This window comes from Brevibacillus sp. SIMBA_040, from assembly GCF_046535075.1.
Classification (GTDB): Bacteria; Bacillota; Bacilli; order Brevibacillales; family Brevibacillaceae; genus Brevibacillus.
Genome location: NZ_JAWRXI010000167.1, coordinates 1 through 275, shown reverse-complemented (window position 1 = coordinate 275; position 275 = coordinate 1). Strand labels below are relative to the sequence as shown.

Below are 275 nucleotides of genomic sequence, written 5' to 3'. Positions count from 1 at the left end.
ACCCTCAAGCGGGTTGAAGGCTGCGCTGAAAAACTGCGCGGTCTGCTTGCTGACATCAAAGGCTGCATCCCTGAACCTCACTTTCGGCGCCGTCAATGTCCAGGCTGGCTTGGACACGATCGGCGTTACGCGCGTAGTTACTTGTCGCAGTGAAGTTTGCAACCCCACCTGCCCCAGGTTTTTGACAGAGCGGAACAATGCATGCGCCTGCCCACCGGCGCCAATCGTCAGCCCGGCAAGATCTAAAGCCAGGCTCTGCAGGCCCTTGCCAATAT

The 275-nt window shown here is 58.2% G+C and carries 1 protein-coding gene; it reads right to left on the bottom strand.

Annotation, left to right across the window (positions count from 1 at the left end; genetic code table 11):
- A partial coding sequence (locus SB752_RS32405; protein WP_410719499.1) for a hypothetical protein occupies positions 1-275 on the bottom strand: 275 nt, incomplete at both ends.